Origin of the sequence: Microbispora sp. H13382, from assembly GCF_014161445.1 — a bacterium.
GTDB lineage: Bacteria > Actinomycetota > Actinomycetes > Streptosporangiales > Streptosporangiaceae > Microbispora.
Genome location: NZ_JABBXA010000030.1, coordinates 26,808 through 52,957, shown reverse-complemented (window position 1 = coordinate 52,957; position 26,150 = coordinate 26,808). Strand labels below are relative to the sequence as shown.

The window sequence follows — 26,150 nt, the reverse complement described above, 5'->3', positions numbered from 1 at the left end:
GCCGACTGCCCTCCGGGTCACCTCGGACATGCGTCCCGCCTTCCCGTACGGCGCCTTCCGACGGGCGCCTCCCGCAAAGGACGACGGCGCCGAGGCGGATTTTCGACATTCGGGCGAGACCGGCTGTCGATTTCGGGACTCCACCGCGTCGTAGAGGAGAGCGGCCGCGCAGGGCGGCCGCCGTGTCCCGGAGGAGAGAGCCGATGAAATACCTGCTGTTGATCTGTGCCGAGGAGTCGGTCGAGGTCAGCCCCGAGCAGGCCGACCCCGAGCCGTGGATCGAGGAGACCGAGCGCCGGGGAGTGCGCCTCGACGGGCATCGCCTGTGTCCCGTCGGCGACGCCACGACAGTGCGAGCCGGACTGGTGACCCAGGGGCCGTTCGCCGAGACCAAGGAGCAGATCGCCGGATTCGACATCATCGAGTGCGCCGACCTGGACGAGGCCATCGAGATCGCCTCGAAGCATCCCGTGGCGTCGTTCGGCGCGATCGAGGTGAGGCCGTTCTGGCCGGAATGAGCGACGCCGACGTCACCCGGGTCGTCGAGGAGGCGTTCCGCGAGGAGTGGGGCCGTGTCGTCGCCACGCTGATCCGGCTGACCGGCGACTGGGACCTGGCCGAGGAGTGCGCCCAGGACGCCTTCGCCCAGGCGCTCGCCCGCTGGCCCCGGGACGGCGTGCCGCGCCGTCCCGGGGCGTGGCTCACCACTGCGGCGCGCAACCGGGCGCTGGACCGGTTCCGCCGCCACACGACCGAGGCGGCGCGGCTGCGCGCGCTGGCGTCGGCGCCGACCGGCCCCGACCCGGAGCCCGCGGAGGAGGATCACGTGCCCGACGACCGGTTGCGCCTGATGTTCACCTGCTGTCACCCGGCTCTGCCGCTTGAGGCGCAGGTCGCCCTCACTCTTCGTACGCTCGCGGGGCTGACCACGGCCGAGATCGCCGCGGCGTTCATGGTGCCGGAGGCGACCATGGCGCAGCGGCTGGTCAGGGCCAAGCGCAAGATACGCAACGCGGGCATCCCCTACCGGGTGCCGCCCGCGCGTCTGCTGGCCGAGCGGACCGCGGGTGTGCTCGGCGTGCTGTACGTCCTGTTCACCGAGGGCTACTCGGCCAGCGGCGGGCCGAGTCCGACCCGGCCGGAACTGGCCGCCGAGGCCATCCGGCTGGCCCGGGTGCTCGCCGGGCTCATGCCGGGCGAGCCCGAGGCGCAGGGGCTGCTCGCGCTCATGCTGCTGCAGGACTCGCGGCGCGCGGCCCGGCTCGACGAGGCGGGTGACATCGTCACGCTGGAGTCCCAGAACCGCGCGAAATGGGACCACGACGAGATCGAGGAGGGGCTGCGGCTCCTGGACGACGCGTTGGCGCGCCGCCGCCCCGGGCCGTACCAGGTGCAGGCGGCCATCGCCGCCTGTCACGCCACCGCCCTCGACCCGGACGACACCGACTGGCCGCAGATCGCCGGGCTGTACGGAGAGTTGGTGCGGCTGGCGCCGTCTGCGGTGGTCGAGTTGAACCGGGCGGTGGCCGTGGCGATGGCCGACGGCCCCCTCGCCGGTCTGCGGCTGGTCGAAGAACTGCGGGCCGCCGGCGAACTGGCCGGGCACCACCTGCTCGCCGCCACCCGTGCGGACCTGCTGCGCCGGCTGGACCGTACGGCGGAGGCCGCGCAGGCCTACGAGGAGGCCCTGGCGCTCGCACCGACGGACGCGGAGCGCCGCTACCTCGCCCGCAGGCTCGCCGAGACCAATGGAACCTGACAGATGGCGCGGTCATGCGGCGGCCATGGTGCGGGCGAACCGTGGAACACCACCCGGCTCCCCGTGCGAGATGCGTACGTGGGCGCTACCGCAGTTGGTCGCGGCGGCGGGTCAGGTAGGCGGTCTCGGCGGTGTTGCCGGCCAGTTCGATGGCTCTGTCGTAGGCCGCGCGCGACTCCCGGCCGCGGCCCAGCCGGCGCAGCAGGTCGGCGCGGGTGGCGTGGTAGGCGTGATAGCCGGCCAACCTGGGCTCAAGACGGTCGACAGCCGCCAGTGCCACCTCCGGGCCGTCGAACTCGGCCACCGCGATGGCCCGGTTGAGGGCGATGATCGGCGAGGAGTCGAGGCGGACGAGCTGGTCGTAGAGGGCGAGGACCTGCGACCAGTCGGTGTCGCGCATGTCGCGGGCGGAGGTGTGCACGGCGTTGATCGCCGCGAGAATCTGGTAGCGACCCGGAGCCGCCCCGGCGGCGGCAGCGGCCAGGCGCTCGCGCACCAGCCGGTGACCCTCGGCGATCAGCGCCGCGTCCCAGGCCCCACGGTCCTGCTCGTCGAGAGCGACCAGTTCGCCGCCGGCCGAGACCCGGGCGGGGCGGCGGGCCTCGGTCAGGAGCATCAGCGCCAGCAGCCCGGCCACCTCACCGTCCTGTGGCAGGAGCGCGCGGATCAGGCGAGTGAGCCGGATCGCCTCGGCGGTCAGCTCGTGCCGTACGGGATCGGTGTCGGGGCCGGTGGCCAGGTAGCCCTCGTTGAAGACGAGGTAGAGGACGGCGAGGACGCCGGAAACGCGCGCCGGGAGATCCTCCGCCGACGGCACCCGATAGGGGATGCGCGCCGCCTTGATCTTGGCCTTCGCGCGGGTGATCCGCTGCCCCATGGCGCTCTCGGCCACCAGGAAGGCGCGGGCGATCTCAGGCATGGTCAGGCCGGCGACCATGCGCAGCGTCAGCGCCACGCGGGTCTCCATCGCCAATGCCGGGTGACAGCAGGTGAAGATCAGCCGGAGCCGGTCGTCGTCGATGGCGCTGGCAGGCTCGGGCGGGTCATCGTCGTATGACATCTGAGCCTTCCTGTGCTTGTCGTCGCGTTTGTTCTCGCGCCGGATCCGATCGATGGCCTGGCGGTTGGCGGTGGTGGTCAGCCAGGCGCCCGGGTTGGGGGGCACACCGTCGGCCGGCCACCGCTGAACGGCGGTCGCGAACGCCTCGGCGGCCGCCTCCTCGGCGATGTCGAGGTCGCCGAAGCGCCTGGTCAGGGAGGCGACCACCCGGGCCCACTCCTCGTGGTGGGCCCGGGTGATCGCCTCGCGGACGTCGACGTCGTTCACAGGAACGGCCGCACCTCGATCTTCCGATCGCAGATCTTCGACGCCTCGGTGGCGAGCTTGAGCGCCACATCCAGATCGGGGGCCTCCCACACCCAGACGCCGGCGAGGTACTCCTTCGACTCCACGAAAGGCCCGTCGCTGAACACCGCCTGCTCACCCCGGTTGTCGATGACCGTGGCTGCGTCGGTGTCCGCGAGTCCGCCCGCGAAAACCCAGTAGCCCTCGGCGATGAGTCGTTCGTTGAACGCGCTGATGGCAGGCTGCCTGTCCGTGCTGCCGGGATTGCTCTTGTCATCGATCACGGAAACCAGGTACCGCATCTGAAGATCGCCTCCTGTGGTGTCAAGACAGCGTGGTTCGGTGGTCAGGGACTTCACGCCGTCGGCGCATACCGCGGGCGCCCGGCCGGCCGGTAGACCTGGATCGTCACGCCCTTGGAGTCGACGCGCGACTCGGCCAGGTCGAGCGCGAGATCCGGGCCGGCGTCGGGGAACAGCCGCGCGCCCTGGCCTACGACCACCGGGACGGTGATGAGAGTCATCTCGTCGACCAGGTCGTTCTCCAGCAGCCACCGGGTCAGGATGCCACTGCCGTGCACCTGCAGCTCACCCCCCGGCTTGGCCTTCAGTTCCCGAACGGCGGCCGCGATGTCTCCGGACAGGACGGTCGTATCCGACCACGCCGGGTCTGTGAGCGTGGTCGACGCCACGTACTTGGGCCGTGTGTTCAACGCTTCCAGGACGCCCTCCCAGCCAGGGGCGTCCTGGACCGTCAAGGTCCCCCACGAGCCGGCGAACAGCTCGTAGGTCCGCCGGCCGAACAGGAACGCCTCGGCGCGCCGGTAAGTCTGGTTGATGAACGCGTGGGTCTCGTTGTCGCCCTTGCCCCGAGCCCATCCGCCGCGCTCGAATCCGTTCCTGCGGTCCTCGTCCGACGCGCCGCCGTTTCCCTGCATCACTCCGTCGAGCGTGACCTGAGTCACGGTCGTCAGCTTCATGATCGCGGTTCCTCTGCCTTGGCGCCGCCCCTCGTGGACGGCCTCACCCCTGCTACGAACACCACCGCCCCGATCCGACACCGCCTCCCGGATTTCTTCGAAGAACTTTTCCGGGACGCCGGTCGCCGAGCTCACCCCTAGACACGTAAATCCCGATCTCGGCGGCATCGCGGCCGAGACAGGCGTGACAGCGATCCGCGGCGATGTCCACGGCTCGCCCATCCGCTACATTTCGCCCTGCTGCCGCAAGAAACGGACTCCCCATGAACGTCGTCCTTTGGGTCATCGCCGGCCTGCTCACCCTCGCCTTCCTCGTCGCCGGGGTGATGAAACTCGCCCAGCCGAAGGACAGGCTGGCCGCGTCCGGCATGGCCTGGACCGAGGACTTCTCCTCGGGCGCGGTCAAGGGCATCGGTGCTCTCGAGGTGCTGGTCGCCTTCGGCCTCGTCCTGCCAGCCGTCACGGGCATCGCCCCGCTGCTGACGCCGCTCGCCGCGCTCGGCATCGCCCTGATCATGGCCGGAGCGGTCGTCGTCCACGCCCGCCGCGCGGAATCCCAGGTCATCGTCGTCAACCTGGTGCTCCTGGTGCTGGCCGCCGTGGTCGCCTGGGGCCGCTTCGGTCCGTACGCCTTCTGACCTCTGCTTCCTACCCCTTGCTTCGCGGCCCGAAGGCCCTGCGCAGCAGGGCGCCGGTCAGAAGGCGCAGGGCGAAGGGGAGGTCGTCGACGAGGTAGCGGCGGGCGAGCCGCCGGGGCTCGCCGAGCAGCCGGAACAACCACTCCAGTCCATGGTCGCCCATCCATTCGGGCGCGCGGCGCACCGACCCGGCGGCGAACGCGATGGCCGCGCCGCACCCCACGAACCAGGCGTCCGGCAGGTCGGTCCGGAGCGCCGCGATGAGCCGGTCCTGCCTGGGGAACCCGAGTCCGGCGAAGACCAGGGAGGGCCGCGCGGCGACGAGCCGCGCCCGCAGCTCCGCCATCGCCGCCGCACTGGTCTCGAACCCGTACGGCGGAGCGTGGACGCCCGCCACGACCAGGCCCGGGTGCCGCTCGCACAGCGCGTCGCGCGCCGCCTCGGCGACGCCGGGCGGACCTCCGATGAGATGGACGGGCAGGCCGCGGGCCGCGGCGGCCCCGGTCAGCGACCAGATCAGGTCGGCTCCGGTCACCCGTTCCGGCAGCGGACGCCCGAGCAGTCGCGACGCCCAGACCAGCGGCATGCCGTCGGCCACGACGAGTTCGGCCGCGTCGATCAGCGCGCGCAGCGAGGGGTCGCGGGCGGCGGCACGACAGATGTCGACGTTCGGCGTGACGACATGGCCGCCCACACCGCGCTCCAGCGCGTCCATGACGTGCGCGACCACCTGCGCCTCGGTGAGCGGGTCGAGCCGCACCGCGCCCACTGGGACCCTGCCGGCCCCGGCCAGCACCGGGTCCACGGCCGCCGTGGGAGACGGTACGTCGGCCATCAGATGCCGTGGCCGCGGACGTGGAGGGCGTGCAGCACGGCGCGCGGGCTGACCAGCCCTCCGGCGACCGCCAGCGCCATCGCCGCGCGCGGCTCGCCCGGCCGCGCGGAGAAGGCGCGCAGAGACCAGCGGGCGGCCTCGCGGCGCCTGCCGAGGGCGGCGTGGCAGAAGGCGAGCTGCCCGTAGACGCGGGCCGCGCCCCGCGGCTCGGCGGCCAGCCCGGGATGCCGGGCGAGCATCCACTCCAGGCCCGCGATCCGGTCGGCCCACCGCCCCGCGTAGTGCGAGGAGCCCCAGCGCACCCGCACGAGCGGCCGGTCGACGTGGACGATCGGATGCCGCCAGGCGGCGCGCAGCGCGAGGTCCCAGTCCTCGTTCTGACCGCCCGGGGCGCTCTCGTCCACCCAGGCCCAGCCCCGGCGGAACAGGAACGTCGAGGAGTGCACCATCATCATGCGCGAGCGGGTGAGGTGCCGGTGGGTGACCCTGCCCGTGCCGGCCAGCCGCGGTACCCGGCGGTCGCCGTACTCGACCTCGACGGCGCAGCTCGCGAAGCCGGCGGCGGGCTCCTCCGCCAGGGCGTCGACCTGGGCGGCCAGCTTGCCGGGCAGCCAGAGGTCGTCGTCGTCGCAGAAGGCGACGAGATCGGTGCCGAGCACGGAGATCCCGGTGTTGCGCGCGCCCGGCAGGCCGCGAGCGCTCCGGTTGCCCAGCACGCGCACGCCCCGGACGGCCCCCGAGTCGGCCCCCGAGTCAGGCATGGACACCTGCTGGGCGACGAGGAAGGCGGGGACGCCGTCGGCCACGACCACCACGTCGACCCGGCCGGCGTAGTCCTGGGCGAGCACCCCGGTCAGCGCGGCCAGGAGCGGGCCGGGCCGGTCGCCGCGGGTGGGGATGACGACGCCGACGGACGGCCTCAACGCCCGGCTCCCCGGTGGTAGGCGAGACCGTAACCGTAGAAGAGGAGAAGCGGGAGGGTGAGCGCGGTGACGAGCCACCGCTGGGGGCGCGGCAGGGGCGCCGGACGGTTCCGTATCCCGACCGGGCCCACGGAGAAGCGCATCGGGTTGCCGGATACGGTGTGCGCGACGCCGAGCAGCGCTTCGCGGTCGTCCAGGAAGGCGAGGCCGTCGTCGGGGAGGCCGAGCAGCGCGGCCAGGCGTGCCAGGGTCGCGCGGGGATCGTGCACCAGGTCCTCGTGACGCACCCGGACGACCTGCACGCCCTTGCGGCGCAGCACCTCGTAGGCGAGGTTCTGGGCCAGCCAGTGGACGGCGGTGCGTGCGGGCGTCCAGCGGGTCATCGGCCGCCCGTCCTCGGGCCTGCGCACCCTGCGCCGCCACGACGCGGCCACCGCGCGGGGGTCGCGCACCACCTGCACGACACGCAGCTCCATGATCGCCGCCAGGCAGTACGCCAGGGAGGCGTGCTTGCTGGAGTCGACGACGACCCGGGCGTCGGCGATCTCGGCCGCCGCCGCGTAGATACGGGAGTACGACCGTACGTACTCGGCCAGCTCGGCCTCACGGCTCGCGAGTCCGAGGGCGAGGACGGGCAGGCGGCGGGTCCGGTCGACGCGGGCGCGCAGGCCGGGCAGCCAGCCCGCCTGACTCTGCCGCCACTGCCCGAACGCGCGGGTGCCCACCTTCGTCCAGAACGGGCACTGGGAGAATCGCTGCCCGCAGCCGCAGGGCTCGTCGGCGCGTACGCCGCGGTCCCACAGGTGGACGACCTCGCCGAGCGGCGCCACGCCGGGCACCTCGCCGAGGAGACGTTCGAGCAGGGTGCTGCCACTGCGTCCCAGGCCGCCCACGAAGATCACTGGCTGTGTGTCGGCCACGTGTCCTCCATGAATGGATGCGAAACGTGACGACACTAGCGCGGAGGGTGATCGGACGGCTGGCAATCACCAAAGGATCTACGAGCCCGCCACCCGGGGACGGATGCAGCCGGCGGTGCCGGGGAAGCCGCCTCAGGAGGAGCGCAGTTCGACGCAGCACTCTCCCGGCCGCGGCACCAGGACGGCCCGCACCCTGGAGGCTTCCAGGCCGGTGAGCATGCCGTCGAGAAAGGCGTGGTTGACCCCGCAGACCAGCTCGGGGGCCCGCGCCGCCAGGGGATGGAACGGGCAGTTGCGCAGCCGCACGCAGGTGGGGGACTCGCGGCCGGGCTCGAAGCCGTGCCGCGCGAGCATGCCTTCGAGCAGGGTGAGGGCGCGTTCCGCGCCGAGGCGGCCGGGCTTGGCCCGGGCGCGTTCCGCGGCGCCGATCTCCTCGCCGCGCCGGCCGGCGACCCGGACCGCCGCCTGGCGGGCGCTCTCCTCTTCACGCTCCGCGAGAACGGCGTCCATGAGGATGTCGGCCAGCACCTCGTGCCGGCGTTCGGGAATCGTGACGCGGATGTCGGTCTCGGTGGGTTCGTAGACCTTCGGAGTGCGGCCGACCTTGCGGATGCCGCCGACCGCCTCATAGCGGGCGCGTAGCAGGCCGGCGTCGACCAGTTTGTCCAGATGGAAGGCGGCCAGCTTGCGGGAGATCCCGACCGAGGCGGCGGCCTCGTCCCGGGTCACCGGGCGGCGCGCCCTGCGGATGTAGGCGTACATGCCCTGCCGCAGCGCGTCGTCCAGCGCGGCCACCGCACTGATCGCGGGATCCGTCGTCACCCTGCCACGATAACGCCCGCCTGCGCGGTCGAAAACCATAGCCACGTCGATGTACGCGAACACCTTGACCGCCCGGCCGAATAAGACCAACATTCATTGGCGTAATATGTCACACGCGGAGGTCCCGATGACCGGTGAGCTGCACGAGGCGAAACGACCGGTGAGCGCGGTGCTGGCCGGGCCGTACGGCCATCCGTTCCACCCGATGCTGGTCGCCGTGCCCATCGGCGCATGGGTGGCGAGCATGGTCTTCGACCTGGTGTCCCGGTTCGCTCCCGATCCGGGTTTCCTGGCCGAGGGCTCGAAGTGGCTCATCGCCATCGGCGTGCTCGGCGCGCTGGCCGCGGCGATGGCCGGGTTCCTCGACCTGTTCGCCATCCCGGCGGGCACCCCGGCGTTCCGCACGGGTCTGCTCCACATGGGGCTCAACCTCGTGATCACCGCCGCGTACGCCGCCGGCTTCCTGTGGCGTCAGGCCGGCCCAGCGGCCGACACAGCGGCGGGCACAGCGGCGGGCACAGCGGCCGACACAGCGGCGGGCCCGGTCGCGCTCGGCCCGCTGCTGCTCTCCGCGGGCAGCCTGGCGCTGCTCGTGGTCTCCGGCTATCTGGGCGGCAAGCTCGCCTACCGCTACGGCGTACGGGTGGCCGACGAGGTCACCCAAGCCGACGGTTTCCGGCGCTGACCCTCATTCCACCAACAGGAGGAGAACTCGTCATGGGTATCGCTGCACTGGTCACGTGGTTGCTCACCGCGGTGGGCGGCTTCGTGATGCTGGGCACCTGGATCGCCAGAGGCGGACGGCGTACCAGCCGCTTCTCACCGGGGCTGATCTTCGGTCACTTCGCGCTGGCCGCCGCCGGGCTGGTGGTGTGGATCGTGTACCTGTTCGCCGGCATCGCCGCCCTGGCGTGGGTCGCGCTGGTCCTGCTGGTCCCGGTCGCGCTGCTGGGCTTCGCGATGTTCGCCCGGTGGATCCCCGCCTACCGCGCCCGTACGGCGGTGGCCGGCGGGCCCGGCGCCACCGGCACGGCGGGACCGCCCGAGCGGCACTTCCCGGTCGTGGTCGTGGCCGGGCACGGCCTGCTGGCCGTGGTCACCGTGGTGCTGGTGCTGCTGACCGCGCTCGGCGTGAGCGGAGGCTGAGATGCGTCCCGGTACCGCCCTGCGGGTGATCGCCGAGCCACGCGACGGTGTGGACCTGGCCGCCGCCGAGCGGGCGGCCGGCGAGTTCCTGGAGGCGCTGGGCATCTCCACGGACTCCGAGAGCCTGCGGGAGACTCCGGCGCGGATGGCCAAGGCGTATGCCGAGCTGTTCACGCCACGCCCGTTCGACCTGACCACCTTCCCCAACGAGGAGGGCTACGACGAACTCGTGCTGGCACGGTCGATCCCGGTCCGCTCGGTCTGCGAGCATCACCTGCTGCCCTTCGCCGGAGTCGCCCATGTCGGCTACCTTCCCGGCGACCGCATCCTCGGACTGTCCAAGCTGGCCCGTGTCGTCGAGCACTTCGCCCGCCGGCCGCAGGTGCAGGAACGTCTCACCAAACAGGTGGCCGACTGGCTCGCCGACCGGTTGCGGCCCGCCGGGGTCGGCGTCGTGATCGAGGCCGAGCACACCTGCATGACTCTGCGGGGAGTACGGGCGGTCGGCTCGACCACCGTCACCTCGACGCTGTCGGGCATCCTGAGGGAGGACGCCCGCTCCCGTCAGGAGTTCTTCGCCCTCACCGCCACCCGCCCCTGAAGAAGGAGGCATCGCCGTGACACAGCAGAGATTCGTGATCGTCGGAGCCGGTCTGGCCGGGGCCAAAGCCGCCGAAGCCCTGCGCGAGCAGGGGTTCGACGGACGGATCGCCTTGATCGGCGCCGAGCCGCACCACCCCTATGAGCGGCCCCCTCTGTCCAAGGGCTACCTGACGGGCACGACCGACCGGGCCGGCGTCTTCGTCCACCAGGACGGCTGGTACGCCGAGCACGACGTCGAGCTGCTGCTCGGCGTGGCCGCGACCGGCCTCGACCGCGGCGCTCACCGCGTCGAACTGGCCGACGGAGGCGCGATCGAATACGACAAACTGCTGCTGGCCACCGGGGCCCGGCCGCGACGGCCGCCGATCCCCGGCGCACAGGAGCCGCACGTGCGCTACCTGCGCCGCATCGAGGACTGCGAGTCGCTCCGGGACGTCCTCGGGAGCGTGTCCCGGCTGGCGGTGATCGGGGCCGGCTGGATCGGGCTGGAGGTCACCGCGGCCGCCCGGCAGGCCGGCGTCGCGGTCACGGTGCTGGAGACGGCGCGGCTGCCGCTGCTGCGCGTGCTCGGGCCCGAGGCCGCCCAGGTCTTCGCCGGCCTGCACCGTGACCACGGCGTCGACCTCCGGCTGGGGGTCACCGTCAGCGAGATCACGCCCTCGGGCGTACGTCTGGGCGACGGCGACGAGATCGCCGCCGACGCCGTCCTCGTCGGCGTCGGCGCCGAGCCCGAGGTGCGGCTCGCCCTGCGCGCCGGGCTGCACGTGGACAACGGCATCGTGGTGGACGCGACCCTGCGGACCGGCGACCCGGACATCGTCGCCGCCGGGGACGTCGCCAACGCCTACCACCCTCTACTGGGCAAACACGTACGGGTCGAACACTGGGCCAACGCGCTCAAACAGCCCGCCGTCGCCGCCGCCGCCATGCTGGGCAGGGACGCGGTCTACGAGGACCTGCCCTACTTCTACACCGACCAGTACGACCTCGGCATGGAGTACGTCGGCCACGTCGAGCCGGGCGGCTACGACCAGGTGGTCTTCCGGGGCGACGTCGCGGCCCGGCGGTTCATCGCGTTCTGGCTCAGCGGCGATCGCGTCCTGGCCGGCATGAACGTCAACGTCTGGGACGTCGTCGAGCCGATCAAGAGGCTGATACGCGCCGGGACGCCCGTCACGCCCCAAGCGCTGGCCGACCCCGATCGGCCACTGGAGATCCTCGCCGCTCCGTAGCGCGGCATGACCCGCGAGTGCCGCGCGGGCCCGGGGAGGCGAGGCACCGGATCACCGTCCCGTGCCTCGCCCTCAGGTCCTCTCGGGACTTTCGGGAAGCGCTGGTCAGCGCGCGTCGACGATCATCCCGGCGCCGACGGTGCCGTTGGTGGCCTCGTCGATCAGGATGAAGCCGCCGGTCAGGCGATTGCGGGCGTAGTCGTCCACGAACAGCGGCTGGGTCGTCCGCAGCGACACCCGGCCGATCTCGTTCAGGCCGAGGGCGGTGACCGACTCGTCCCGGTGCAGGGTGTTGACGTCGAGCCGGTAGTGCAGGTCGCGCACGAGGGCCCGGGCCGTACGGGTGGTGTGCTTGATGATCAGCTTGGAGCGGGGCTGGAGCTTCAGGCCGTCGGCCATCCAGCAGACCATGGCGTCGATCTCCTGGGCGGCCTGCGGCTGGTTGTTCGGCCGGCAGATCATGTCGCCCCGGGAGATGTCGATGTCGTCACCCAGGCGCAGGGTGACCGACATCGGCGCGAACGCCTCCTGCACCGGGCCGTCGAACGTGTCGATCGCGGTGATCGTCGTGGTCAGGCCGGAGGGCAGGTGCAGCACCTCGTCGCCGGGCTTGAGCACGCCGCCCGCGACCTGCCCGGCGTAGCCCCGGTAGTCGTGCAGCTCCTGGTTGGTCGCGTTGTGCGGGCGGATGACGTACTGCACGGGGAAGCGCACGTCGACCAGGTTGCGGTCGGAGGCGATGTGCACGTTCTCCAGGTGGTGCAGCAGCGACGAGCCCTCGTACCACGGCATGTTCTCCGACCGGGACACGACGTTGTCGCCGTGCAGGGCCGAGATGGGGATGAACGTCAGGTCCGAGGCGTTGAGCTTGCTCGCGAACGAGGTGAACTCCTCGCGGATCTCCTCGAACCGGGCCTCGGAGTAGTCGACGAGGTCCATCTTGTTGACCGCGAGCACGAGGTGCGGCACCCGCAGCAGCGTGGTCAGGAAGGCGTGCCGCCGCGACTGCTCCAGCACGCCCTTGCGCGCGTCGATCAAGATGATCGCCAGGTCGGCGGTGGAGGCGCCGGTGACCATGTTCCGGGTGTACTGGATGTGCCCGGGGGTGTCGGCGATGATGAACTTCCGCTTCGGCGTGGCGAAGTAGCGGTAGGCCACGTCGATCGTGATGCCCTGCTCGCGCTCGGCCCGCAGGCCGTCGGTCAGCAGCGACAGGTCGGTGTATTCCGTGCCCCGGTCGCGGGAGGTGCGCTCCACCGCCTCGAGCTGGTCCTCGAAGATCGCCTTGGAGTCGAACAGCAGCCGCCCGATCAGCGTCGACTTGCCGTCGTCGACGCTGCCCGCCGTCGCGAAACGAAGGATGTCCATCAGAAGTAGCCTTCCTTCTTGCGATCTTCCATGGCGGCCTCGGAGGCCCGGTCGTCGGCGCGGGTGGCGCCGCGCTCGGTGATCCGGGTGGCGGCGATCTCGTCGATGATCTGCTCCACCGTCGTGGCGGTGGAGGCGACGGCGCCGGTGCAGGTCATGTCGCCGACGGTGCGGTAGCGGACGACCGCGTCGAACGCCGGCTCGTCGTCGCCCCGCTGGACCACCTCGGCGTCGGCCAGCAGCATGCCGTCGCGTTCGAAGACCCTGCGCGAGTGGGCGAAGTAGATCGACGGGATTTCGATTCCCTCGCGCCGGATGTAGTGCCACACGTCCAGCTCGGTCCAGTTCGACAGGGGGAACACCCGGATGTGCTCGCCCCTGCTGATCTTGGTGTTGTAGAGGTTCCACAGCTCGGGGCGCTGGTTCTTCGGGTCCCACTGGCCGAACTCGTCGCGGAAGGAGAACACCCGCTCCTTGGCCCGGGCCTTCTCCTCGTCGCGCCGGGCCCCGCCGAACACCGCGTCGAACTCCTGCTCCTCGATCGCGTCCAGCAGCGTCGTGGTCTGCAGCCGGTTGCGGGAGGCCCGCCGCCCGGTCTGCTCGGCCACCCGTCCGGCGTCGATCGACGCCTGGACCGAGGCGACCACCAGCCGCGCGCCGAGCTCGGCGACCCGCCGGTCGCGGAACTCGATCACCTCGGTGAAGTTGTGGCCGGTGTCCACGTGCATCAGAGGGAAGGGGATCGGCGCCGGCCAGAAGGCCTTCTCCGCGACCCTCAGCATGACGATCGAGTCCTTGCCGCCGGAGAAGAGCAGACACGGGCGCTCGAACTCGGCCGCGACCTCGCGCATGATGTGGATCGCCTCGGCCTCGAGCACGTCGAGCTGCGACGTGGTGTAGTCACGCTGAAGCATGGGGACTTCCTTCACGGAGTCTGGCGATGCAGGTCACGGATTCCGGCGAGCAACGTTGGCGCCAGATCCGGTAGGGAGACCAGGATATCCGGCAGTGAGGGGTCCCCCTGGTTGTAGGTCAGGGGTGAGCCGTCGATCCTGCTCGCGTGGGCCCCCGCCGCGACCGCCACCGCGACCGGTGCGGCCGAGTCCCACTCGTACTGGCCCCCGGCGTGCACGTACGCCTCGACCTCTCCGGTGAGGACCGCGGCGATCTTGGCACCGGCCGAGCCGATGGGGACGAGTTCCCCGCCGAGGCGGGCGGCCAGCTCACGGACGAACTCGGGCGGCCGGGTGCGGCTGACCGCGATGCGGAATGGCTCGCGCACCTTCTCCGGCAGCTCGGGCGGCGCCGCCGTCGTGAGCGTACGACCCTGTGCCGGTTTTTGGGCCGATCCCGGCCAGGCGGGCAGAGCGACCGCACCGGCCGTGAGACGGCCGCGTTCCCACAGCGCCACGTGGACGGCCCAGTCCGTGCGGCCCTGCTCGGAGAACTCGCGGGTGCCGTCGAGGGGGTCGACGATCCACACCCGCTCGGCCGACAGCCGCCGGGGGTCCATCCGCTCCTCGCGGGTCGCCTCCTCCGACAGCACGGCGTCGTCCGGCCGCAGCCGCGCCAGCGCGTCCATGAGGAATCGGTGCGAGGCCTGGTCACCGGCGTCCTTCAACGCCCGGGCGTCCGCGAACCCGATACGGGCGCGCAGCTCCACAAGCCGCTCCCCCGCCTCCGTCGCCAACTGCCCGGCAAGGGAATGGTCGTCCCGCATCGTCATTCTCAGTACGCTCCCGCTCCGCGCGCGACCGCAGACCACGTCTTCCATAAGATCTGCAGATCCAGCATGAGAGACCAGTTCTCGACATAACGTAGGTCCAACCGTACCGATTCCTCCCACGAGAGGTCAGACCGGCCGTTGACCTGCCAGAGCCCGGTCATTCCCGGCCGCACCACCAGCCTCCTGCGTACGTCGTCGCCGTACCGCGCGACCTCCTCGGGCAGCGGCGGACGCGGCCCGACGAGCGACATGTCGCCCCGCAGCACGTTGATGAGCTGTGGCAGCTCGTCGATCGAGTAACGCCGCAGCGCGGCGCCGAGCGGGGTGACCCGCGGATCCCTGCGCACCTTGAACAGCACACCCTCGGCGTCGCTGACCAGCTCGACCTTGCGGGCCTCCGCGTCCCGCCGCATGGTGCGGAACTTGAGGATCGTGAACTCCGCGCCGTCCCTGCCGACCCGCCGCTGACGGAACAGGGCGGGGCCCGGGCCGGTCGCCCGTACGGCCACGGCGACGGCGGCCAGCAGCGGGGCCAGCACGACCAGCGCCGCGCCGGCGACCAGCCGGTCGAACACGTCCTTGACCAACCGGCGTCCGCCCGCCAGCTCGGGATGCTCCACGTGCAGCAGCGGGAGCCCGGCGACGGGCCGGATCGCGGTCCGCGGGCCGGCTACCTCCATCAGCGCGGGCGCCACCACGAGGTCGGTGCGGGTGCGCTCCAGCCGCCAGGCCAGCCTGCGCAGCGCCGTGCCGTCCAGCTCGGGGCAGGCGAGCACCGCGACCGTGTCGGCCCGGACCTGCTCCACCACCAGCGGCACGTCGGTGAAGTCGCCCAGCACCGGCACGTCGCCGACCCCGCCGGTGGCGTAGGCGGGCACGCAGGCGGCCACCACCTCCATGCCGTGGTAGCGCTCCCTGCGGAAGGTGCCGACCAGTTCGGCGATCGCCGTCCGGTGGCCCACGGCCACGACCCTGCGCATGCCGCCCTCGCCCCTCGCCCGCCTGCGGTGCAGCCGCCGCCGCAGGCCGTACCGGGCGGCGAGGGTGAGCGCGGTGGCGAGCGGCAGCGCGATCAGCACGTAGCCGCGGGCGATGTCGGTCTTCGCCGCGTACGCGGCGATCGCGACGCCCGCGACCAACGTGAAGCCCGCCCGCGCGACCCGGCGGAACTCCTCCGCCCCCACGCCGATCAGGCGCGGCTCGTACGCCCGGCTGAGGACCAGGATCACCACCCAGACGGCGGGCAGCGCGGCGCTCGCCATGACATACGGCGTCACGTACGGAGTAACCTCGCCGAACCGGATCACCACGGCGGTGACCCCCGCGAGAAGGGCGCCCAGGATGTCGCAGACGGCCGCGGTGAGCCGATATCGGACCGCCCACGCGGGCGGCCTGGGCATCGGATGGGCGGGCGAGTCGCGCGACGTGCCGACGGCGAGCGAGGACGTGTCACCGTCCAGCACCATCGCCCCCTGTGATGATTCGGCTACTGATCGTGGTGGAATGCTAGCCGCCCGCCCCGGCGTCTCAGGGAGATTTCAGTGAAAGCCGAAACGTACATATCGGTTGATGTCGAGGCGGACGGCCCGATTCCGGGGCCGTACTCGATGGTCAGCTTCGGCATGACCGTGGCCGGCCGGATGACCGGGCGGCGGTTCGAGCGGACCGACCCGGAGTCCCTGACGTTCTACGCGGAGTTACGGCCGATCAGCGACGACTACGTGGCGGAGGCGCTGGCGGTGAGCGGCCTCGACCGGGCGGCGCTGCTGCGCGAGGGACGCGACCCGGCCGAGGCGATGGCGGCGGCGTCGGCCTGGGTGCGCGAGGTGTGCGGCGACGATCTGCCGGTGCTCGCGGCCTTCCCGCTGTCGTACGACTGGATGTGGATGTACTGGTACTTCCTCCGGTTCACCGGGGAGTCGCCCTTCGGCCACTCCCGCTGCATCGACATCAAGACGTTGTACGCCGCCAAGGCCGTGGTGCCGGTGGCCTGGGCGACCAAGCGCCAGATGCCGCGCGAGGTGCGCACGAAGCGCCCGCACACCCACAACGCGCTCGACGACGCCATCGAGCAGGCGGAACTGCTGCAGAACCTCATGGAGTGGCCGGGCTCCGCACACCGCGAGACCGGCGACGTCAGCGGTGCGGCTTCGCCGGACCTCGGCAGGGCGGCTTCGCCGGATCTCAGCGGGGAGGCTTCGCCGGATTGAGGTCGGCGGCGTGGAAGCGGTTCTGCGTGGTCTCCAGACCGGCGGTCATCAGCGACTCCACCATGTCGGCCGCCCGGTCCACGAGGAACGGCAGGTCCTTGCGCTCGGCCGTGGCGAAGTCGCGCAGCACGAAGGTCGCCGGGTCCATGCGGCCCGGCGGGCGGCCGATGCCGAACCGGATCCGCGGGTAGTCGCGCGTGCCGAGCGACTTCGTGATCGACTTCAGGCCGTTGTGGCCGTTGTCGCCGCCGCCGATCTTCGCGCGCAGCGCGCCGTACGGGATGTCCAGCTCGTCGTGGACCACGATCACCCGCTCGGGGGTGACCTTGTAGAAGTCGGCCAGCGCCTTCACCGGGCCGCCGGACAGGTTCATGAACGACAACGGCTTGGCCAGCACCACCGGGAGCGCGGCCAGGCGGCCCTCGACCACCTCGGCCCGCGACCTGTGCGCCTTGAACCGCCCGCCGACCCGGGCCGCCAGCTCGTCGAGCACCATGAAGCCCGCGTTGTGCCGGTTCCCGGCGTACTCCGGCCCGGGGTTGCCCAGGCCTGCCACCAGCCACCGCTGCGCGGACACGTCGGACATCGCTGTCTCCTCCGCTGTCTCCTCACATGGAAGAGCCCTCCACAGGACACCCTGTGGAGGACTCTCTCACGAACCGGTCCTACTCGGCGGCCTCGGCGCTCTCGCCCTCGGCGGCCTCGCCCTCCTCGGGCAGCTCGGCGACCGGGGCGCCGATCACCTGCAGCACCAGGGCCTCGGGGTCGCCGGCCAGCGTGGTGCCCTCCGGCAGCTTCAGGTCGCTCGCGTGCACCGCGAAGCCGGCGTCCTTGCCGTCCACGTCCACCTCGACGCCGGTCGGGATGTGGGTCGCCTCGGTCTCGACCGAGATCGTGACGAGCTGCTGCTCGACGATCGCGCTGCCGATCGGGGCACCGGTGACGGTGACCGGGATCTCGACGGTGACCGTCTCACCGCGCTTGACCAGCAGCAGGTCGACGTGCTCCAGGAAGCCCTTGATCGGGTCGCGCTGGACGCCCTTGGGCAGCGCGATCTCGTCCACGCCCTCGCCCCGCAGGCGGATGAGCACGTTCGGCGTGCGCAGCGCGAGCAGCAGGTCGTGGCCGGGGAGGGTCAGGTGCTTGGGCTCGGTGCCGTGGCCGTACAGGACAGCGGGGACCTTGTTCGCCCGGCGGATCTTGCGGGCGGCGCCCTTGCCGAACTCGTTGCGAAGCTCGGCGGCGATGAGTACTTCGGACACGGCACATCTCCTAGGGATGACTCGACCGACGGATTGGCGCGCTCCCCCTCACCCGCCCTAGCGGAAGGCGTTACGAGCGCAACCCCCACAGCCTACCGTTCACCGTGCCGGACACGCGCCATGGGCGCTCCCCGCATCAGTCGCCGGTGAACTTCGGCTCCCGCCCCTCCCGTACCGCGGCGAAGCCCTCGCGCAGGTCCCGCGTGCCGAACATGAGCTGGTAACCCCGGCGCTCCAGCGCGATCCCGGCCTCGAAAGGGACGTCCAGACCAAGGCGGACGACCTCCTTGATCTGCCGTACGGCCAGGCGGGGGCGAGACGCGATCAGCGCGGCCAGTTCCACGGCCCGGTCGATGGCGTTGCCCTCGACCACCTCGGAGACGTAACCGAGCCGGTACGCGTCGGCGGCGGTCATGGGCGTGCCGGTGAGGAGGGCGTACAACGCGTTCTGCCGTCCGATGGTGCGGGGGAGCCGCTGCGTCGCGCCGCCGCCGGGAACCAGGCCGATGGTGACCTCGGTCTGGGCGAAGCGGGCGCTCTCGGAGGCGATGACGAAGTCGCACTGGAGGATGAACTCGTTGCCGCCGCCGAACGCGTCCCCGTTCACGGCGGCGATCACGGGCTTGCCGCTGTACCAGAACGCCTGGTGGGTGTAGGCGCGGATCGCGCCCACCACGTCGCGTCCGGCCTGCTCGTTCAGGTCGGCGCCGACGGCGAAGACGGTGTCGCCGCCGGTCAGGACGATGGCGCCGATGTCGTCGTCCTGGTTGAGGGTCTCGACGGCGGCGGCGAGCAGCTCACGCACCTCGGTGTTGAGCGCGTTCCGCACCTCCGGCCGGTTGAGCCGGATGATCGCGACGCCGTCGCGGGGCTTTTCGATCTCGACAACTGCCATGGCGGTGCCGGCCTTTCTGTCGGGGGACGTCAGCGGTGGGACTCGAAGGTCTCCATGTTCGGGTTGTTCCTGAGCTTTCCGAAGATCTCGGAGCCGTCGTTGATCCAGTACGGCGGGGATCCGGGCGTGCCTGTCGCCCCGTCGAAGTCGGCGACGCCGATGAAGCAGACCATGAACCAGATCAGTTCCGCCGCGAACATCTCCGGGTGCTGCCGCGGAAGGCGCCCGCCGACGCGCCGGGACCACTCGGTCATGGCCTTGTCGAGGTCGATCCGGAAGCCAAGGGTGATCTCCGGTACGTCGGTGTCGTGGAAGGTCACCAGGAGCAGGTCCCTGCCGCCCTCCACCGCGTACCTCACCTCCTCGAAGGTGAACTCGGGCCAGAACGGCCGGTCGTGAAGGTACTCGTCCTCGGTCGGCGCGCCCGGGGAGCGGCGGTTGGTGCGGTAGCGGTCGCTCAGCAGCGACCACATGTGGTCCCGGATCACCCCGGCCAGCGCGGGGTCCCGCCCGCCGTCGTGCGCGTGTGTCGTGCCGTCTCCGGCCAGGTCGCCGTTCACCCTGCGTACGCCCCCTGGGTCGTCGTTCCTTCGGACTGGATGCGCGCCTTCATGCGCATCACCGCGCGCGGCGCGTTCACCCCGGCGGCGGCGACGACGCGGCCCTCACGGAAGTAGGTCACGAACGGATGCCCGTCCGCGCCGGTCCTCTCGACGCTGACCTCGTCGTGCCCGCGCGCGTGGCCGACCATCTGGTACTTCAGGCCGTACTGGTCCGACCAGAAATACGGCACCTCCGCGAAGGCCGGCGGCTCACGGCCCTCCTGCCCGGCCCACCAGCTCTCGACGGCGTGCCGCGCCTGGGCCGATGCGTTGCTCCAGTGCTCGACCCGCATCCGGCGGCCGAACACGGGGTGCCTCCAGTTGGCGACGTCCCCGGCCGCGAAGACGTTCGGCCGCGCGGTGCGCAGGGCTTCGTCGCAGCCGAGGCCGTCGGAGAGATCGAGCCCGGAGCCGCGCAGCCATTCGCAGGCCGTGACCGCGCCGAGCCCGAGAACGACCAGGTCGGCCGAGGTCTGCCCGCCGTCGTCGAAGGTCAGGACGACGGGGCCGTCCGGCCCGGCCGCCGACAGGCCGGTGACGGTCGTCAGCAGCCGGGTCGTGACGCCGTGGGCGTGGTGCCGGTCCAGGCAGAACTGTCCGAGGTCATCGCCGAACACCGTGTCCATGGGCAGCCGCCCCTGCACGACCAGCTCGACCGGCAGCCCGCAGGACCGCAACGACGCGGCGATCTCGCTGCCGACCAGACCGGCGCCGACGACCACCGTCCGGGGCCGGCCGGGCAGCCGTTCCCTGATCCGTTCGGCGTCGGCGAGCGTGCGCAGGCAGTGGACGTTGGGCAGCCCGGCGAACGCCTCCGGCAGGCGGGCGCGCGTCCCCGTGCAGACGAACAGGGCGTCGAAAGGGATCCAGTCGCCGTCTGACGGTTCTCCCCGGGCCCCCGGCGCGGACGTGACCAGCACCCGGTCGTCGTCCGGGTCCAGTCGCGCGCACACCGCGTGGTCAACGACGCGCAGCCGCAGGCCGTACGCCTCGGGGGCGGGCAGGCGGATGTCGTCGCGGGTGACCTTGCCCTGGATGAGTTCCTTGGACAGGGCGGGCCGGGAGTACGGGCCCGTGCCCTCGGGCCCGCGTACCCAGACGACGTCGCCGGCGAAGCCGCGCCGGGCGAGTTCGGCGACCACGGTGTGGCCGGCGAGGGATCCGCCGGCCACCACGACGGTCTGCGAGGTGGTGGCGACCACGATCGCTATTCCTCCAGGCTCAGCGCGAGGACCGGGCAGGAGGTGATCGACTGCCGGACCTGGGCCTGGATGGCCGGGTCGTCGGGGATCTCGTCGGCGATGTGGAGGGTCAGGTCGTCGTCGACGTCGAAGACGTCGGGGGCGATGCCCATGCACACGCCGTTTCCGTCGCACAGGGTGCGGTCGACAGTGACTTTCATGTGTGTCTCCTTAGGGGCGGGATGTCGCCGGTCAGCGGGCCGCCGCGGGCTCGGTCACGCCGTCGGCCAGGTTCACGTAGTCCTGGTAGCGCTTCAGCAGCCACTGGTTGAACTGGAGGAGCGACTCCTCCTGGAAGGAGTAGCGGCCGGGGCGGCGGAAGCGGGAGCGCATGCCCTTCTGGAGCGAGAGGTCGGAGCTGGCGTCCTGCTGGTGGAAGAGGACCAGGCCGTCCTGGGCGATCTTGTAGAGCTGCTCGAAGCGGGGGTGCCGGGTGGACTCCTCCGGATACAGGTGGCCGATGCGCAGGTTCATGTGCTCCGGCCCGGCGGGCAGGACGAGGTAGTAGAACAGGCCCTCCGGAACCGCCCCGAATCCCAGGTTCGGCGGGATCGAGGCGAAGATGACCTGGTTGCGTTCCTTCTCGCCGAGCGTCGGGATCACCGGGAGCAGGGCCTTGGTGGTCGGGTTGAACCCGGCGTCCGGGTGATAGAAGCCGGTCGGGTGGTAGACCGCGCCCTCGTCGGGACTGATGTCGACGAAGCTGGTGAGCCTGACGTGCGCGAAGTCGTGCAGCATGCCGTGGAGGTATGCGCTGTGGTACGGCTCGATGCCGTTCTCCAGCTGGGACTTCCAGTTCCAGTTGTTGTCGCGCAGCTCGGCGACCGGCATGCTGACCATGTCGCCGATGTGGTAGTTCTCCAGCTCGGCGGTCAGCTTGGTGAGCGTGGGCGCGAGCGGCTTCGCGTCCGGGTCGAGATTGGTGAAGACGAAGCCGTTCCAGATCTCGACCCGGTGCGAGGGCAGGTATGCCTCTCCCTTCAGGTTCTTCAGGCCGACGGTGTCGTTCATGGACGGCGCCGCGATGAGGGAGCCGTCCAGCCCGTACGTCCAGGCGTGGAAGGGGCAGCGGAAGAGCCTGCCGGTGTTCCCCGCCCCCTCGCACACCAGGTGGGCCCGGTGGGCGCAGACCGGGGTGAGGACCCGGATCTCCATGTCCTTGCCGCGGACCATCATCAGGGGCTCGTCGCCCATGTCGATGCGCACGAAGTCACCGGGCTTCGGGATCTCGTCGACGCGGCCGAGGCAGAGCCACTGGCGCATGAAGATGGCCTCCTGCTCGAAGGCGTAGAACTCCGGATCGACATAGCACTCGCGCGGAAGGTTCCAGCCGGTGGCCATGTCCCGGGAGCCCTCTTCGATGACCTCGAGGATGCGCCGGATGTTCGCGGAGACGGGTGCCTGACCCATGGTTCGGTGCTCCTTACGTGTGATGTGCGCGGCGGGGCGCGAAATCAGGTTGAGCTGTCCGTCGCCGCCGCCGGGGCGGCCTCGGGGGCCTTGGGGGCCTCCGTGGCCGGCGCGCCGCCGCGGACCAGCAGGTGGTTGAAGAGCAGGTTGAGCAGGAAGGCCACCAGCACCGTGACCGTGACCGCGCTGCCGAGGATGAACTGGGTGTCCTGGTTGAAGTTCTGGTAGATGGTGGGCACCGCCACCGGCAGCATCCCGACGCCGAGGGAGACGGCGACGATGAGCAGGTTCTGGTTCCCGTTGAACTCGACCTTCTGGAGCATCTGGATGCCGACGGCCCCCGTCATCGCGAACATCACCAGTCCGGCGCCGCCGATGACGGGACCCGGAAGGCTGGCGACGATCTCACCGAGCTTGGGGATGGCGCCCATGATCACCAGAAGCACACCGGTGACGGTGATGACGTACCGGCTCTTGACCTTGGTCAGGCTGATCAGTCCCACGTTCTGACCGAACGTGGAGTCGGGCACGGAGTTCATGAAGCCGGCCAGCACGGCGGACAGGCCGTCGGTGGCCAGGCCCCGGGCCATGTCCTTGTCACTGACCTTCTTGCCGACCGTGTCGCCGATGGCGAGCACGCACGCGGTCATCTCGCAGAAGACCACCACCATGGCGACGCACATCGCGACGATCGGCATGAGCCTGAACTCCGGTGCGCCGAACTGCAGCGGTGCCGAGAAGCCGAACCACCCGGCGCCGCCCACCGAGGAGAAGTCGGTGAGGCCCATCATCCAGGCGATCACCGTGCCGAACGCCAGGCCGAACAGCACCGAGACGTTGCGGAGGAACCCGGTGAACAGGCGGTTCGCCAGCACGACGATCACGACGACGGCGAAGGCGAGGAGGATGTACCGCACGCTGGCGTAGTCCGCCGCCTGCGGATCGGAACCGATGATCAGGTCGGCGCTCACCTTGATCAGCGAGAGCCCGATGATCGTGATCACGCAGCCCGTGACCATCGTCGGGAAGAACCGCAGCACCCTGGAGAACGGCCGGGCGATCAGTATCCCGAAGACGCCGGCCGCGATCATCGAGCCGTACATGGTCGGCAGGCCGTATTCGGAGCCGACGAGGATCATGGGAGTGAGGAAGGTGAAGGAGGCTCCCGCGACCACCGGCATCCGGATGCCGAAGAAGCGGGTGAGGCCGACGCTCTGGATGATGGTGGCGATTCCGGCCACCAGCAGGTCGGCGTTGACGATCAGTGCGATGGTGTGCGTCGGCAGCTTGAGCACGGCGCCGAGCACGAGCGGAACCGCGACGCAGCCCGCGTACATGATCAACATGTGTTGCAGGCCGAAGAAGAAGAGTCGGGGCGCAGGGAGGACTTCGTCCACCGGGTGGCGGTCCGAAGCCGTTGATTTGGGTGCACGAACGGTAGGTGACACGGCGGTCTCCTGGGCACTGAGTGAACGCCCCCTGGTCCCTCCGCCGGCGTTGACGAGCCGAGGTTCGGAGCTATGGGCAGGCGTGCGGCGAACCCTGGGTGAGCAGGGGTCGTCTCTACTCCGACGGGCCGGTTCTCCCCCATCGGGAACGGTCACGGTGGGTATCCGGTGCGCCGGTACAAGGAGGTTAAAGCGGGCCAAAAGGGGTGTCAATGACCAGTTCCCGCTTGTTCTCCGTCGCAGAGGGTGCTTAGGATTCTGTATACAGTATCCCTGATTAGCTCCCTCTGAGCGGAGGCATCGTGCGGCCGACCGCCCGGCGCATAGGCATGATCACCCCGTCGTCCAACACCGTCGTGGAACCCGTGACCGGCGAACTGCTGGCCGCCCGGCACGACGTGTCGGTCCACTTCACCCGATTGCGGGTCACGAGCATCAGCCTCGATCCCGCCGACACCCGCCAGTTCGCCCAGGACTCCTTCGTCGACGCGTCCCGTCTCCTCGGCGACGCCCGCGTCGACGTCGTCGCCTGGAACGGCACCTCGGGTTCTTGGCTCGGCCCGGGCCGGGACGAGCTCCTGTGCGACGCGATGGCGCGGGCCGCCGGCGCTCCCGCCACGACCTCGACGCTGGCCGTCCTCGCGGCCCTGCGTGCCTTCAGGGCCAGGCGCACGGGCCTGCTCACGCCGTACACGCGGGACGTCGGCGACGCCATCGCCGGGCACTACGCGGACCACGGCTTTCCCGTGCACGCGGCCCGCCACTTCGGCCGCACCACCAACTACGACTTCGCGCTGCTCGGCGACGCCGAGCTGGACGAGGCCTTCGACACGCTCGCCGCGGCGGGCTGTGACGCGGTCGCCGTGGTGTGCACCAACCTGCGCGCCGCGCACCTGGCCGCCCGCTGGGAGAGCCGGAGCGGCGTCCTGGTGGTCGACAGCGTCGCCGCGACGCTGTGGCAGGCCCTCGCCCTGGCCGGGGACACGACGCCGATCACCGGGTACGGGCGGCTGCCGGCCCACCCGCCCGCAGTCCAGACGCAGAGATGAGGAACACCATGGCCAAGAACATCAAGATCCTTGTCGGAGTGGACGTCGACGCGGTCGCCGGCTGGCTCGGCTCGTACGGCGGCGAGGACTCGCCGAACGACATCCAGCGCGGGGTCTTCGCCGGCGAGGTGGGCACCCCGCGGCTGCTCCAGCTCTTCGAGCGGTACGGCCTGCGGACCACCTGGTTCATCCCGGGACACTCCATCGAGACCTTCCCGGCGCAGATGGCGGCCGTCGCCGACAGGGGACACGAGATCGGCGCGCACGGCTACTCCCACGAGAACCCCATCGAGATGTCGCTCGAACAGGAACGGGACGTGCTCGGCCGCTGCGTCGAGCTGGTCCGGGACCTGTGGGGACGGCCGCCGCGCGGCTACGTCGCACCCTGGTGGGAGATGAGCCGCAACACCGCCGCCCTGCTCAAGGAGTTCGGCTTCTCCTACGACCACTCGCAGAACTACAACGACTTCCACCCCTTCTACGCCCGCGTCGGCGACGAGTGGACGAAGATCGATTACAGCGGCCGCGCCGAGGACTGGATGACGCCCCTCACGCACGGCGACGAGGTGGACCTCGTCGAGTTCTGCGGCAACTGGTACGTCGACGACCTCCCGCCGATGATGTTCGTGAAGAACGCGCCGAACAGCCACGGCTTCGTCAGCCCGCACGACGTGGAACGGCTGTGGCGTGACCAGTTCGAGTGGGTCTACCGCGAGCTCGACTACGCGGTGTTCCCCATGACGCTGCATCCCGACGTGTCCGGACGGCCGCAGGTGCTGCTGATGCTGGAACGGCTCTTCGAGAGCTGGCTCGACCTGCCCGGGGTCGAGTTCACCACCTTCGACGCGGCGGCCGACGACTTCCGGCGGCGCTATCCTTTCGACGGCGCAGAGCGGCCCGCACCGGTCGGCGCCGGTCCTGGACCGAGGCGGAAGACCGGGGAGACGGCCCTGTGAGCAGGCAGGCGGACGCGCCGGGTTCGTTCGACATCGACGCCGACTACAAGCCGCTCAGGGACCGCGTACGCGACGAGCTGCGCCAGCGCATCATCGACGACGTGTATCCGGCCGGCACGCGACTGGTCGAGACCGAGATCGCGGCCCAGCTCGGGGTCTCCCGGCTGCCGGTGCGCGAGGCGATCCGGGCGCTGGAAAGCGAGGGCTTCGTCAAGACGGTCCCCCGGCGGGGCGCGGTCGTCGTGGAGCTGTCGGCTCAGGACGTCGAGGAGCTGTTCGACGTACGCGAGGCGCTGGAGGTCCTGGCCAGCCAGCAGGCCGCGACGCGGGCCACCAAGGCCGAGCTGCGCCACGTGCGGAACATCCTGGCCCGTGCGCGCAAGGCGCTCGACGCCGGGGACCGCATCGCCCTCGGCAAGGCCAACGAGGCCTTCCACGACGAGATACTCAAGCTGTCCCACAACACCCTGCTGCAGGCCATGCTGGAGCCCCTGCAGGGGCGTCTGCACTGGCTTCTGCGGCAGACGGGGGACCCGTCCGACCTGTTCGAGGAGCACTCGGCGTGGTTCGAGGCGATCGCCTCGGGCTCGGCCGATCTCGCCGCTGAACGCGCCCGCGAGCACGCCCGGCTGAACCGGGAGATCGTGCGGAAGCTCCTGGCCGAACGGCAGCGCCAGACGCCTTCGGCATAACGACCGCGGCCCGGGCGGAACCGCCCGGCGCCAGCGTGCCCCCATCCGGGTCGCTCCCTACTACCGCGCCCGGCGGCCACGTCGCCGCC

The 26,150-nt window shown here is 71.0% G+C and carries 30 protein-coding genes; 11 read left to right on the top strand and 19 right to left on the bottom strand.

Annotation, left to right across the window (positions count from 1 at the left end; genetic code table 11):
* Positions 1-203: 203 nt before the first annotated feature.
* Complete coding sequence (locus tag HHX41_RS37330) at positions 204-518, top strand: YciI family protein (RefSeq protein WP_182909717.1); 315 nt, start codon at positions 204-206, stop codon at positions 516-518.
* The gene (locus HHX41_RS37325; RefSeq protein ID WP_182909716.1) at positions 515-1,759 is read left to right on the top strand and encodes an RNA polymerase sigma factor; all 1,245 of its coding nucleotides are present in this window, start codon (positions 515-517) and stop codon (positions 1,757-1,759) included. Before HHX41_RS37330 ends, HHX41_RS37325 begins: the two co-directional genes overlap by 4 nt.
* 85 nt (positions 1,760-1,844) lie before the next feature.
* Here HHX41_RS37325 and HHX41_RS37320 read toward each other — a convergent pair whose 3' ends face one another.
* Genes HHX41_RS37320 through HHX41_RS37310 form a run of 3 tightly spaced genes read right to left on the bottom strand, consistent with a single transcriptional unit; the run spans position 1,845 to position 4,083 of the window.
* Complete coding sequence (locus tag HHX41_RS37320) at positions 1,845-3,086, bottom strand: RNA polymerase sigma factor (RefSeq protein ID WP_182909715.1); 1,242 nt, start codon at positions 3,084-3,086, stop codon at positions 1,845-1,847.
* On the bottom strand, positions 3,083-3,406 hold the full coding sequence (locus tag HHX41_RS37315) for a YciI family protein (RefSeq protein WP_182909714.1): 324 nt from the start codon (positions 3,404-3,406) through the stop codon (positions 3,083-3,085). Before HHX41_RS37315 ends, HHX41_RS37320 begins: the two co-directional genes overlap by 4 nt.
* Positions 3,407-3,459: 53 nt before the next feature.
* Positions 3,460-4,083, bottom strand: coding sequence for a dihydrofolate reductase family protein (locus tag HHX41_RS37310; RefSeq protein ID WP_182909713.1), 624 nt, complete (start codon positions 4,081-4,083; stop codon positions 3,460-3,462).
* A 263-nt stretch (positions 4,084-4,346) separates the two neighbouring features.
* Between HHX41_RS37310 and HHX41_RS37305 the strand changes: the two genes are divergently transcribed.
* Complete coding sequence (locus HHX41_RS37305; RefSeq protein WP_182909712.1) at positions 4,347-4,721, top strand: DoxX family protein; 375 nt, start codon at positions 4,347-4,349, stop codon at positions 4,719-4,721.
* Positions 4,722-4,731: 10 nt separating this feature from the next.
* Here the strand turns inward: HHX41_RS37305 and HHX41_RS37300 are convergent, their stop codons facing one another.
* From HHX41_RS37300 to HHX41_RS37285, 4 genes are all read right to left on the bottom strand, one after another.
* Positions 4,732-5,556 carry a WecB/TagA/CpsF family glycosyltransferase gene (locus HHX41_RS37300; RefSeq protein ID WP_182909711.1) on the bottom strand — a complete coding sequence of 275 codons (825 nt, stop codon included), beginning with the start codon at positions 5,554-5,556 and terminating at the stop codon, positions 4,732-4,734.
* Positions 5,556-6,479: a glycosyltransferase gene (locus HHX41_RS37295; protein ID WP_182909710.1), complete on the bottom strand. Its 924-nt coding sequence runs from the start codon at positions 6,477-6,479 to the stop codon at positions 5,556-5,558. Before HHX41_RS37295 ends, HHX41_RS37300 begins: the two co-directional genes overlap by 1 nt.
* Positions 6,476-7,399, bottom strand: a complete 924-nt coding sequence (locus tag HHX41_RS37290) for a sulfotransferase (RefSeq protein ID WP_310742351.1) — start codon at positions 7,397-7,399, stop codon at positions 6,476-6,478. The genes HHX41_RS37295 and HHX41_RS37290 overlap by 4 nt, the downstream gene beginning before the upstream one ends.
* 132 nt (positions 7,400-7,531) lie before the next feature.
* Entirely contained in the window at positions 7,532-8,221 is a 690-nt protein-coding gene (locus HHX41_RS37285) for a metalloregulator ArsR/SmtB family transcription factor (RefSeq protein ID WP_220504783.1), read from the bottom strand.
* A gap of 127 nt (positions 8,222-8,348) precedes the next feature.
* On the opposite strand from HHX41_RS37285, the gene HHX41_RS37280 reads away from it, so the two are divergent.
* From HHX41_RS37280 to HHX41_RS37265, 4 genes are read left to right on the top strand one after another with little or no spacing between them, the layout of a single operon-like run.
* Positions 8,349-8,906 carry a DUF2231 domain-containing protein gene (locus HHX41_RS37280; RefSeq protein WP_182909709.1) on the top strand — a complete coding sequence of 186 codons (558 nt, stop codon included), beginning with the start codon at positions 8,349-8,351 and terminating at the stop codon, positions 8,904-8,906.
* 32 nt (positions 8,907-8,938) lie between these two features.
* Complete coding sequence (locus HHX41_RS37275; RefSeq protein ID WP_182909708.1) at positions 8,939-9,367, top strand: hypothetical protein; 429 nt, start codon at positions 8,939-8,941, stop codon at positions 9,365-9,367.
* A gap of 1 nt (position 9,368) precedes the next feature.
* The gene (gene folE, locus HHX41_RS37270; RefSeq protein ID WP_182909707.1) at positions 9,369-9,968 is read left to right on the top strand and encodes a GTP cyclohydrolase I FolE; all 600 of its coding nucleotides are present in this window, start codon (positions 9,369-9,371) and stop codon (positions 9,966-9,968) included.
* A gap of 16 nt (positions 9,969-9,984) precedes the next feature.
* Positions 9,985-11,202 carry an FAD-dependent oxidoreductase gene (locus HHX41_RS37265; RefSeq protein WP_182909706.1) on the top strand — a complete coding sequence of 406 codons (1,218 nt, stop codon included), beginning with the start codon at positions 9,985-9,987 and terminating at the stop codon, positions 11,200-11,202.
* Positions 11,203-11,307: 105 nt separating this feature from the next.
* Here HHX41_RS37265 and cysN read toward each other — a convergent pair whose 3' ends face one another.
* The 4 genes from cysN to HHX41_RS37245 are packed head-to-tail and all read right to left on the bottom strand — an operon-like array spanning position 11,308 to position 15,762.
* Complete coding sequence (gene cysN / locus HHX41_RS37260; protein ID WP_182909705.1) at positions 11,308-12,570, bottom strand: sulfate adenylyltransferase subunit CysN; 1,263 nt, start codon at positions 12,568-12,570, stop codon at positions 11,308-11,310.
* On the bottom strand, positions 12,570-13,484 hold the full coding sequence (gene cysD / locus HHX41_RS37255) for a sulfate adenylyltransferase subunit CysD (RefSeq protein ID WP_182909704.1): 915 nt from the start codon (positions 13,482-13,484) through the stop codon (positions 12,570-12,572). The genes cysN and cysD overlap by 1 nt, the downstream gene beginning before the upstream one ends.
* Before the next feature lie 11 nt (positions 13,485-13,495).
* Positions 13,496-14,296, bottom strand: a complete 801-nt coding sequence (locus tag HHX41_RS37250) for a 3'(2'),5'-bisphosphate nucleotidase CysQ (RefSeq protein ID WP_283246818.1) — start codon at positions 14,294-14,296, stop codon at positions 13,496-13,498.
* Positions 14,297-14,298: 2 nt separating this feature from the next.
* Complete coding sequence (locus tag HHX41_RS37245; RefSeq protein ID WP_396795774.1) at positions 14,299-15,762, bottom strand: sugar transferase; 1,464 nt, start codon at positions 15,760-15,762, stop codon at positions 14,299-14,301.
* A gap of 75 nt (positions 15,763-15,837) precedes the next feature.
* Between HHX41_RS37245 and HHX41_RS37240 the strand changes: the two genes are divergently transcribed.
* On the top strand, positions 15,838-16,506 hold the full coding sequence (locus HHX41_RS37240) for an exonuclease (RefSeq protein WP_220504782.1): 669 nt from the start codon (positions 15,838-15,840) through the stop codon (positions 16,504-16,506).
* On the opposite strand, the gene pth is transcribed toward HHX41_RS37240, so the two are convergent.
* The 8 genes from pth to HHX41_RS37200 all read right to left on the bottom strand — a co-directional run bounded on the left by pth (position 16,481) and on the right by HHX41_RS37200 (position 23,313).
* Positions 16,481-17,092, bottom strand: a complete 612-nt coding sequence (gene pth, locus HHX41_RS37235) for an aminoacyl-tRNA hydrolase (RefSeq protein ID WP_182909703.1) — start codon at positions 17,090-17,092, stop codon at positions 16,481-16,483. The two genes, HHX41_RS37240 and pth, sit on opposite strands and share 26 nt — an antisense overlap.
* A 79-nt stretch (positions 17,093-17,171) precedes the next feature.
* Positions 17,172-17,768 carry a 50S ribosomal protein L25/general stress protein Ctc gene (locus HHX41_RS37230; protein ID WP_182909702.1) on the bottom strand — a complete coding sequence of 199 codons (597 nt, stop codon included), beginning with the start codon at positions 17,766-17,768 and terminating at the stop codon, positions 17,172-17,174.
* A 136-nt stretch (positions 17,769-17,904) separates the two neighbouring features.
* Positions 17,905-18,663 carry an enoyl-CoA hydratase-related protein gene (locus HHX41_RS37225; RefSeq protein ID WP_169983486.1) on the bottom strand — a complete coding sequence of 253 codons (759 nt, stop codon included), beginning with the start codon at positions 18,661-18,663 and terminating at the stop codon, positions 17,905-17,907.
* A gap of 29 nt (positions 18,664-18,692) precedes the next feature.
* Positions 18,693-19,223, bottom strand: coding sequence for a hypothetical protein (locus HHX41_RS37220; protein WP_169983487.1), 531 nt, complete (start codon positions 19,221-19,223; stop codon positions 18,693-18,695).
* Positions 19,220-20,467, bottom strand: a complete 1,248-nt coding sequence (locus HHX41_RS37215; protein ID WP_182909701.1) for an FAD-dependent oxidoreductase — start codon at positions 20,465-20,467, stop codon at positions 19,220-19,222. Before HHX41_RS37215 ends, HHX41_RS37220 begins: the two co-directional genes overlap by 4 nt.
* 5 nt (positions 20,468-20,472) lie before the next feature.
* Positions 20,473-20,667 (bottom strand): ferredoxin, encoded by a 195-nt coding sequence (locus HHX41_RS37210; RefSeq protein WP_169983489.1) that lies wholly within the window; start codon positions 20,665-20,667, stop codon positions 20,473-20,475.
* A 31-nt stretch (positions 20,668-20,698) separates the two neighbouring features.
* A complete protein-coding gene (locus HHX41_RS37205; RefSeq protein WP_169983490.1) occupies positions 20,699-21,916 on the bottom strand; it encodes an aromatic ring-hydroxylating dioxygenase subunit alpha in 1,218 nt (405 codons plus the stop codon).
* A 44-nt stretch (positions 21,917-21,960) separates the two neighbouring features.
* On the bottom strand, positions 21,961-23,313 hold the full coding sequence (locus HHX41_RS37200) for a nucleobase:cation symporter-2 family protein (RefSeq protein WP_211592234.1): 1,353 nt from the start codon (positions 23,311-23,313) through the stop codon (positions 21,961-21,963).
* Positions 23,314-23,666: 353 nt separating this feature from the next.
* Here HHX41_RS37200 and HHX41_RS37195 point away from each other — a divergent pair, with 353 nt between their 5' ends.
* Genes HHX41_RS37195 through HHX41_RS42125 form a run of 3 tightly spaced genes read left to right on the top strand, consistent with a single transcriptional unit; the run spans position 23,667 to position 26,061 of the window.
* Positions 23,667-24,413 (top strand): aspartate/glutamate racemase family protein, encoded by a 747-nt coding sequence (locus tag HHX41_RS37195; RefSeq protein ID WP_220504781.1) that lies wholly within the window; start codon positions 23,667-23,669, stop codon positions 24,411-24,413.
* Between the two features lie 8 nt (positions 24,414-24,421).
* Positions 24,422-25,369, top strand: coding sequence for a polysaccharide deacetylase (locus HHX41_RS37190; protein WP_182909700.1), 948 nt, complete (start codon positions 24,422-24,424; stop codon positions 25,367-25,369).
* Positions 25,366-26,061, top strand: coding sequence for a GntR family transcriptional regulator (locus HHX41_RS42125; RefSeq protein WP_211592236.1), 696 nt, complete (start codon positions 25,366-25,368; stop codon positions 26,059-26,061). Before HHX41_RS37190 ends, HHX41_RS42125 begins: the two co-directional genes overlap by 4 nt.
* Positions 26,062-26,150: the final 89 nt, after the last annotated feature.

Bases quoted from the DNA above. Each gene is read 5' to 3' on its own strand.
- HHX41_RS37310 (WP_182909713.1), bottom strand. From the start codon at position 4,083: ATGAAGCTGACGACCGTGACTCAGGTCACGCTCGACGGAGTGATGCAG.
- HHX41_RS37275 (WP_182909708.1), top strand. From the start codon at position 8,939: ATGGGTATCGCTGCACTGGTCACGTGGTTGCTCACCGCGGTGGGCGGC.
- HHX41_RS37245 (WP_396795774.1), bottom strand. From the start codon at position 15,762: ATGGTGCTGGACGGTGACACGTCCTCGCTCGCCGTCGGCACGTCGCGC.
- HHX41_RS37315 (WP_182909714.1), bottom strand. From the start codon at position 3,406: ATGCGGTACCTGGTTTCCGTGATCGATGACAAGAGCAATCCCGGCAGC.
- HHX41_RS37250 (WP_283246818.1), bottom strand. From the start codon at position 14,296: ATGACGATGCGGGACGACCATTCCCTTGCCGGGCAGTTGGCGACGGAG.
- HHX41_RS37300 (WP_182909711.1), bottom strand. From the start codon at position 5,556: ATGGCCGACGTACCGTCTCCCACGGCGGCCGTGGACCCGGTGCTGGCC.
- HHX41_RS37205 (WP_169983490.1), bottom strand. From the start codon at position 21,916: ATGGGTCAGGCACCCGTCTCCGCGAACATCCGGCGCATCCTCGAGGTC.
- HHX41_RS37325 (WP_182909716.1), top strand. From the start codon at position 515: ATGAGCGACGCCGACGTCACCCGGGTCGTCGAGGAGGCGTTCCGCGAG.
- pth (WP_182909703.1), bottom strand. From the start codon at position 17,092: ATGTCCGACGTGTCCGCGCAGCGGTGGCTGGTGGCAGGCCTGGGCAAC.
- HHX41_RS37190 (WP_182909700.1), top strand. From the start codon at position 24,422: ATGGCCAAGAACATCAAGATCCTTGTCGGAGTGGACGTCGACGCGGTC.
- cysN (WP_182909705.1), bottom strand. From the start codon at position 12,570: ATGGACATCCTTCGTTTCGCGACGGCGGGCAGCGTCGACGACGGCAAG.
- cysD (WP_182909704.1), bottom strand. From the start codon at position 13,484: ATGCTTCAGCGTGACTACACCACGTCGCAGCTCGACGTGCTCGAGGCC.
- HHX41_RS37330 (WP_182909717.1), top strand. From the start codon at position 204: ATGAAATACCTGCTGTTGATCTGTGCCGAGGAGTCGGTCGAGGTCAGC.
- HHX41_RS37305 (WP_182909712.1), top strand. From the start codon at position 4,347: ATGAACGTCGTCCTTTGGGTCATCGCCGGCCTGCTCACCCTCGCCTTC.
- HHX41_RS37210 (WP_169983489.1), bottom strand. From the start codon at position 20,667: ATGAAAGTCACTGTCGACCGCACCCTGTGCGACGGAAACGGCGTGTGC.
- folE (WP_182909707.1), top strand. From the start codon at position 9,369: ATGCGTCCCGGTACCGCCCTGCGGGTGATCGCCGAGCCACGCGACGGT.
- HHX41_RS37280 (WP_182909709.1), top strand. From the start codon at position 8,349: ATGACCGGTGAGCTGCACGAGGCGAAACGACCGGTGAGCGCGGTGCTG.
- HHX41_RS37225 (WP_169983486.1), bottom strand. From the start codon at position 18,663: ATGGCAGTTGTCGAGATCGAAAAGCCCCGCGACGGCGTCGCGATCATC.